The following is a 7,407-nucleotide window of genomic DNA, read 5'->3' as shown; positions in this document are numbered from 1 at the left end:
GGCGGCGGCACGGCGGGTGGCTCGACCAGTTCCGGCACGCGGTTCTGGGCCTGGGCCGGGTTCGGGGTCTGGGCCGGAGGCTCGCTGCGGGCCTCGTTGAGGGCCGGTGGCGGGGTGTCGCCGCGGGGCGGCTCGTCGTTCAGCAGGGTCCAGCCGTAGAATCCGCCGCCGGCGAGCAGGGCGAGTGCGGCGATGCCGGCGACGGCGCGCAGCGGGGACTTGCCGGCCGCGACCTTGGCGGCCGGCGCCTGCGGTTGCCACGCCGCGACCTCCGACATGTCGGCGAAGCGCTCGGCCGGGTCGGCCGCGAGCATGCGGGCCAGGAGCGGGCGGATGCGGGCGTCGATGCCCGAGAGATCGGGCAGGCGACGGCGCTTCTCGAGGATCTGGACCTGGCTGCCACCCATGTCGAGCGGCTTGCCGGTCAGCGCCTCGGCGAGGACGAGGCCGAAGCTGTACATGTCGGAGCGGCCGGTGACGTCGCCGCCATAGAGGCCGAGCTGCTCGGGGGAGACATAGTTGTATTTGCCGGCGAAGCCCGAGCCGATCACCGTGCCTTCGCCCAGGATACTTGAGCGCGCGATGCCGAAGTCGATGATCTTGGCCCGCGCGACGCTGCCGCCGGGCAGGATGATGTTGTCCGGCGAGACGTCACGGTGGACGATGCCGAGGAGATGGGCGGCGTGGAGGCCCGGTCCGATGCGCCGGCGCAGCACGTCGACCTCGTCGAGGCTCAGCGGCGCCTCCTTGATGCGCTCCGAGAGCGGCTGGCCGTCGACGAATTCCATCGCCAGATAGGGCGACTGCGTCCCCGGATCGATCGTGAAGACGTAGTACCGGACGATGGCCTCGTTGTAGAGATTGTGCAGGGCGGCGGCCTCGCGCCGGAACAGGGCGAGCGCCGCCTCGTCGCGCGCGAGCTCCGGGCGGATCATCTTGATCGCCACCGCATCGCCGGTCTGGATGGCGCGGCCCTGGTAGACCTCGCCCATGCCGCCGACGGCGATCAGCCGCTCGATCTCGTAGATGCCGTTCAGGGTGGTCCCGACGGAGACGGCGCCGGCGCGGGGCGCGAAGACGGTGCGCTCGGAGTCGCTCATGGCGTTTCGGTCTCCTGCATGCGCCTGTTCGGCAGCCACCGGGTCGTCCGGTCGTCCCTGCGGGTATAGCGCATGATGATCACCGTAACGTTGTCGCGCGCCCCGCGCTGCAGGGTCAGCGCCAGCAGGGCGTTGCAGGCCTGCTGGGCGCCGGCCTCCTCGGCCGCTTCGAGGATCTCGGCCTCCCCGACATGCTCCGTCAGCCCGTCGGAGCAGAGGACGAAGACGTCGCCATCCTCGATCTCGCCGCTGTCGAGATCGAGCTCCGGTACGTCGTGGACGCCGATCGCGCGGGTGATGACGTGGCGGCGCGGCGAGAGCCTGGCTTCCGCGGCGGTCATCACGCCGCGCTCGACCAGATCCTGAACCTCGGTGTGGTCGCGCGAGATCTGCAGGATCTGGCCGGCGCGGATGAGGTAGATCCGGCTGTCGCCGCACCAGACGCAGGCGAAGTGGCGCTCGTGGACGAGCAGGACCGCCAGCGTCGAGCCCATCGGCGCGCCGTTGCCCTCCGCGATGTGGCGGCGCAGCTCGGCATTGGCCTGCAGCACGCCATCCTCCAGCCGGGCCAGAAGATCGGGCGCCGACTGGGTCTGACCGATGCGTTCGATGGCGGCGGCGACGGTTGCGCTGGCGAGCGCGCCGTTCTCGTGGCCGCCCATCCCGTCGGCGACCGCCCAGATGCCGAATTCGGGCCGGACGACCAGATTGTCCTCGTTGGCGCTGCGGATGCGCCCGACATGGCTGACGGCGCCGGTCTCGAAGCCCGAGGCGGTCTGGCTGGGATCCTGGCTGAGATCGCTCATGACACGGCCCGCCCCGGTTCGAGGAACGCATCGAAATGGCCGGTCAGCAGGCCGGCGAAGAGATAGGGGTCGGGCAAGCCGTGCCCGACCAGGGCGAGCGGCTCGAAATTCGCGCCGCCGACGGTCCAGAAGCAGGTCGCATGGGCATAGGCGCGGGCGTGGTCCTCGACCCGCAACGCGGCGAGCCGGGCGGGGAAGCCCGCGGCGTCCAGAGCGGTGACGATGGTGCCGTCCGAGAGGCGCACCATGTCCGGTGGCGGCGGCGCGAGCAGCGCGTCATTGGGCATGGCAAGCCGCGACAGGCGATCCGAGACGGCTTCGAAGCTGGTCTCCGGATCGAGGGCCTGCAGCAGGAAATCCTCGACCCCGGCATACCATGTGTCCTGCGGGTCGAGTTCCGGATGCGGAATCGCGCCGCCGGGCTGCGCCAGGGCGAAGACCGTCAGCGGAAAATAGCGGCCGACGCCGTCGACAGAGGGCATGAAGGCGCCCGCGACGGCCTGCCCGCACAGACCCTGGCCGAGCCAGAAGCGCCAGATCGGGGCGTTGAGGAAGGCCTGCTGCCATCCGCCCGCAAGCGTCAGGCGGCTCGCGGTCAGCCCGCCCTGGAGCCAGGTCTCGTAAACCTTGAGGAAGGCCGCCGGCGCATTGACCGCTATGAAATCGCGCTTGGCCGGCAGCTTCCCGAACAGGCCGCAGCTCATCGCCTCAGATCCCCGACGGGCAGCGGATCTCCCGCAATGCGGGCAGGATCAGCGGGTTCTTCAGCGAGCCGACGCCGAACTGGTAGCCGACCTGTCGTCCACCCGCCGCCAGCGTCAGCCCGATATTGTCGCCCTGGCGCAGCACCGAGCCGGTGTCGAGCAGGCGGAAGAAGGACCAGACACCGTCCCTTTCGAAGAGCTTGACCTCGCCGGAGGGCGCGCTCGGCCCGGAGGAGAAGAAGCCGCCGCCGAAGACGCCGCCGCCGCTCGCCCCGCCGAGCGTCAGCGTGATCGCGGTGCGGCCGATGCCAGCGCCGGGCCACATCACCGGGGCGGGCGTGTTGACGCCCTGCTGGCTGGTCACGGTGAAGCCGTTGATCTCGAGCTTTGCATTGGCGGCGTCGGCGGAGAGGGCGGTCGGCACGACGATCATCTGGAAGGAGGGCAGATTGCCGCCGGTCGGGAAGAAGGCCTCTCGGATTTCGCTGGCGCGCTGGAACTCTCGCAGCGTCGTCGCCGAGAGCGAGCGGGCGACGCGGCTGTCGACGCGCCAGTTCCATTGCGCCTTGGAGCTGTCGACATAGGGTTCGAGCCGCTCCTTGTAGAACTTGTCCATGATGCCGCCGGGCGCGAAGAGCCGGGCGAAATCGGCCAGCGGCACATCGCGCGCGCTGCCCTTCACGAAGGGGTAGCGGTTGGTTAGGATCTCCGTGCAGACGCGGCTGACCTGGTCGCCCAGTGCCTGGCGCAGCAGGGCTACGGTGGCGCCCGTGGCGTCGCCCTCGAAATCGTTGACCGCCGAGACGACCATGGCGCCGAAGGGGGCGGGATAGCGCGAGGAATTGGCCCGCAGCGTCGCGATCAGCGGCACGAGTGCTGCGTTTGCCGCCGCCGCCTGCGCCGGGTTGGTCGCGGCGGTGGCGAGGTTCTGGCTGATCTCCGACAGCACCTGCAGGAGCTGATCGACCGGGCGACGGCCGAGATCGCCTTCGACGAGGACATGGAAAGGCTTGAACTGCGCCTCGATGTCGGCGCCGAGCGCCTCGTTGCCGCCACCGCCGAGCACACGTTCGACACCGGGCGCGCTGAGCGGAAGATTGGTCCCGAGCCGGCTCAGCGCGTCGCTCGCGCGCTTCTCCAGAACGTCGGTCGCAGCCGCCGCGGCCGCCTTGCGGGGCGAGGCGCGCTCCTTGGTGAGCTGCGTCTCGTCGCGCACGGATTCGAGGATCTGCTTGAAGGGCGAAGTCGGTGCCGCCATCGCACTGAGCGCGACGTATTGCGGCTTGTCGGCGTTGAGCGGGCGCAGCTTCAGCCTTGCCAGCGTGCGCTGCCAGGAGGCGACGAAATCGCGGCTGTAGAGCTTGAGCAGGTCCTGGTAGAGCGTGGCGTATTGGGAGATGATCGCCTGCTGGTCGGCATTCTCGCCCAGCACCCAGCGTTCCTTCTCGATCCGGTCGCCGATGTCGCCGAGGCGGTCGACGAAGGCGTTCTGGAAGCCGTCATAGGTGTAGAAATAGGGCACGCGGATCGCATCGAGATCCTCGCCGCCGACGCCTTCGAAGGCCAGACGCACGTCGGAGCCGCCGCGCCGAGCCGCAACCCAATCCTTCTGGCTCTGCGAGCGGGCCTGGGTGCGCAAGAGCTCATAGGCGCGTTCGGCGATGCTGAGGCGTCGCAGCGTGCGCTGGCTGTTCTCGATCAGCGACTGGTTGAGCTTGACCAGCGGCTCGGCCTCGCCGTCGTCGAGATCGAGCATCGCGACCAGATGCTCCTCCAGCGCCTCGCGGCCCTTGGCGTTGGCGGCGCCGGGGAAGAGGTTCTCGGCCCAGTCCAGCCGCATCCAGGCGATGACGAGGTCGCGGTCGAGCTTCGCCTGGCCGCCGACCATCATGTAGACCTTGAGGGCCTCATAGACGAAGCCGGGATTGGTCTGGTTGGCCTCGAGCTGCTCCTCCAGCCGGAAGATGATGCGCGAGCGCAGCATCCGCTCCAGTGCCTGCTGGTAGGTGAGTTCGGCCGCGTTCTGCAGGCGGGCGCGCTGACTGAGCCCGAAGGTGGCGGCGGTCGGTGTCGGCTCGTCGCGGGTGGCATAGCCCGCCGGCAGATGCCGCAGCTTGTGCAGCAGCGGCAGGACACGGCTGAAATTGCGCTCGGAGATCGTCGTCTCCTGCAGCACCGGGGCTGCGCTGGCGCGGTAGTCGGAGGTTCCGTAGTTGGTCGCGGTGATCAGGTCGCTGTTGCGCGAGAAGCTCGTCCACCAAAGGCCGAGCGCGGCGAGCGAGACGAGCGCCACCGTTGCGAAGCCGGCGGCCCGCAGCAGGGTGGCGCGGCGAGCGGCGCCGAGGTCTGTCGAGACCCAGCCGGCCTCGCCGATGATGACCTTCTGGATCAGGTCGGTCAGAAAATAGCTCTTGCCGCGGCCGGAATAGGCGCCGGCGCTGGCGTGGCTGCTACCGAAATTGCGCGAGAGCGCCCCGATCAGCTGGTCGATCGGGGTTCCTTCCTGCGTGCCGGAGGTGAAATAGAAGCCGCGCAGCGTCGCGTTGGCATGATAGCGCGTCGGCTCGAAGACGCGGCCGAGGAAATCGGTGATCGAGCGCTTCAGCGTCGCCATCTGGCTCGGGAAGCCGAAGATCTGGGCGCGCGCGGTCGGGTTGGCCTCGTCCTGCAGCCGGTCGGGAAGGCGCTCGTTCAGCCGCTCGATCAGCGCGTCGTATTCGGGCGCGACGTCGGCGATCATGTTGCGGGTCTTGTCGCCGGTCTGGAAGGTGTGGCCCCAGACCATCCGCCGCTGCGGCTCCGACAGGCCGCCGAAATATTCGTTGAAGCCGGCGATCAGGTCGGCCTTGGTGAAGACGGCATAGACGGGGAAGTCGACCTTGAGCCGCTCGTTCAGCTCCAGCAGTCGGTTTCTTATCGCGTCGGCATGGGCGGCGATCTCCTCGGGCGAAGAGGTCAGCAGATCCTCGACGCTGATCGCCACCATGACGCCGTTGATCGGCTGGCGCGGGCGGTGGGTCTTGAGCAGATCGAGGAAGGAGAGCCAGCTCGCCTTCTCGGCCTTCGCGTCGGTATCCTGCGTGGTGTAGCGGCCGGCCGTGTCGATCAGCACGGCCTCCTCGGCGAACCACCAGTCGCAATAGCGGGTGCCGCCGACGCCGGCGATCGCGGCGGGTGCGGCGCCGCCGCGGGCGAGCGGGAATTTCAGGCCGGAATTGACCAGAGCGGTGGTCTTGCCGGCGCCGGGCGGGCCGATGATGACGTACCAGGGCAGATCGTAGAGGTAGTCGCCGCCATCCTTGCCACGGGCGCGGCGCAGCGTCGCGAGCGCGTCGCGCATCGAGGCGGAGAGTGCGGCGCCGTCGCCGGTCGCCTCCTGCTGCTGTTCCAGCGCCTCGGTGAGCGCGGCGGTGGCGCGGCGCCGACGGATCACGGTCAGCGCGATCCAGGCCAGCGCACCGAGCGCCAGCAGCACAACGATCGGCAGCCGCACCCAGACGGAGTCGAAGGGCCTGCTCTCGCCGATAGCGACGAAGGGGGCGCCGAACCAGACGAGAAGGCCGAACGCCAGCGTCCCGACGGCGATGGCGGCGATTTTGAGCCAGGTGGCGAGGTTCATGGGTCCGCCTCCCTCAGCCCTGCCGCTGGATCACGATTTCGACGCGCCGGTTCTTCGCCCGCCCCTCGCGGCTGGCATTGTCGGCGATCGGCGCATCGGCGCCCTTGCCCTCGACGCTGATGCGGTCGGGCTTGCTCAGCTTCGTCTGCAGCAGGTCGCCGACCGCCTTGGCGCGGGCCTGGGAGAGCTGCAGGTTGGAGGCGAAGCGCGCGGTGCGGATCGGCACATTGTCGGTATGGCCGATGACCTTGACGGCGCCGCCCTCGGTTTCCAGCACGCTCGCGATGCGCTCGATCAGCGGCCTGAACTCGTCGCGCACGGCGGCCTGGCCGGGTTCGAACAGAGTGATGTCGACGAGCCGGACGATGATGACGTTGGGCGTGACCTGGCAGACGATCGGCGGCTGGACGGCGCCGCAGACCTTCGGCGGCACGGGCGGTGGCGGAAGCGGCGGGGGCGGGGCCGAGAAGACCCTGCGGACGATGCCGAGCTCGCCCTTGGGGTGGACCGAGAGCATGGCGGTGGCCGCCGCTTCCGCATTGCCCGAGAGCAGGAAGCGGAACACGAAATAAAGGCCGAGCACGGCGACGCCGGCGAGCGCCGCCACCGACCAGACCGGAACCTTGAAGCGCGCCACCTGCGAGGCGACGGCCTGGCCGCGCCAACGCGGCGAGAGTTCGGGGTCGGGCTGCTTCACCCGGCGCAGCGTCTCGAACAGGTTGCGCTGGATCATCTGGAGATTGGCGGCGCCGCCTGCGGAGGTGCGGTGGATGCCCTGGAAGCCCAGCGCCAGGCAGGCATGCATCAGTTCGAGCAGGTCGTAATTGACGGACGGATCGGCCTTGGCGCGGTCGAGTTCCTCGAAGAAGCGCACGCCGCCGACCCGCTCTCCGAAGAACTTCGAGAGCATGCTGTACTGCGTCCAGACATGCCGGTCCTCGCCGGGGATGTTCTGGACGATGTCGTCGGCGGCCGCGCAGAGGACGTATTTGGCGGTCCGCGTCTGCTCGGCCGAGGCGCCGGCGGCGCGGACCTCGTGCTCGAAGGCCTCGATCGTCTCGGTGACCTGGCCGAGCAGTTGCGCGGGCGGCGCACTGCTGAGCTGCGAGCGAAGCCGGCCGAGCAGGAGCAGCAGCGGTCCGGCCGCACGCAGCAGCGGGTTGGCGTTGGGCGTCAGG

General features: G+C 69.5%; 5 protein-coding genes. All 5 read right to left on the bottom strand.

The genetic code is table 11. From position 1 onward, the window contains the following. Positions 1-1,100: serine/threonine-protein kinase (locus Q8M82_RS05465; RefSeq protein ID WP_305690365.1), on the bottom strand; the 1,100-nt coding region annotated here is incomplete at its 3' end. Then, the gene (locus Q8M82_RS05460; protein ID WP_305690364.1) at positions 1,097-1,906 is read right to left on the bottom strand and encodes a PP2C family protein-serine/threonine phosphatase; all 810 of its coding nucleotides are present in this window, start codon (positions 1,904-1,906) and stop codon (positions 1,097-1,099) included. The genes Q8M82_RS05460 and Q8M82_RS05465, both read right to left, overlap by 4 nt. Further along, positions 1,903-2,610, bottom strand: coding sequence for a type VI secretion system-associated protein TagF (gene tagF, locus Q8M82_RS05455; protein WP_305690363.1), 708 nt, complete (start codon positions 2,608-2,610; stop codon positions 1,903-1,905). The genes Q8M82_RS05460 and tagF overlap by 4 nt, the downstream gene beginning before the upstream one ends. Before the next feature lie 4 nt (positions 2,611-2,614). Then, the gene (gene tssM, locus Q8M82_RS05450; RefSeq protein WP_305690362.1) at positions 2,615-6,229 is read right to left on the bottom strand and encodes a type VI secretion system membrane subunit TssM; all 3,615 of its coding nucleotides are present in this window, start codon (positions 6,227-6,229) and stop codon (positions 2,615-2,617) included. Positions 6,230-6,242: 13 nt separating this feature from the next. After that, the coding region (gene tssL, locus Q8M82_RS05445) for a type VI secretion system protein TssL, long form (protein ID WP_305690361.1) at positions 6,243-7,407 on the bottom strand (1,165 nt) is incomplete at its 5' end.

The organism is Allobosea sp., from assembly GCF_030694325.1.
Taxonomy (GTDB): domain Bacteria; phylum Pseudomonadota; class Alphaproteobacteria; order Rhizobiales; family Beijerinckiaceae; genus Allobosea.
Note: the sequence above shows the minus strand (reverse complement) of the source record. Positions and strands in the feature narration are given on the sequence as shown.

What these genes read in the sequence shown, in the direction of transcription:
- Q8M82_RS05460 (WP_305690364.1), bottom strand. Translation starts at nt 1,906, where the DNA reads ATGAGCGATCTCAGCCAGGATCCCAGCCAGACCGCCTCGGGCTTCGAG.
- tagF (WP_305690363.1), bottom strand. Translation starts at nt 2,610, where the DNA reads ATGAGCTGCGGCCTGTTCGGGAAGCTGCCGGCCAAGCGCGATTTCATA.
- tssM (WP_305690362.1), bottom strand. Translation starts at nt 6,229, where the DNA reads ATGAACCTCGCCACCTGGCTCAAAATCGCCGCCATCGCCGTCGGGACG.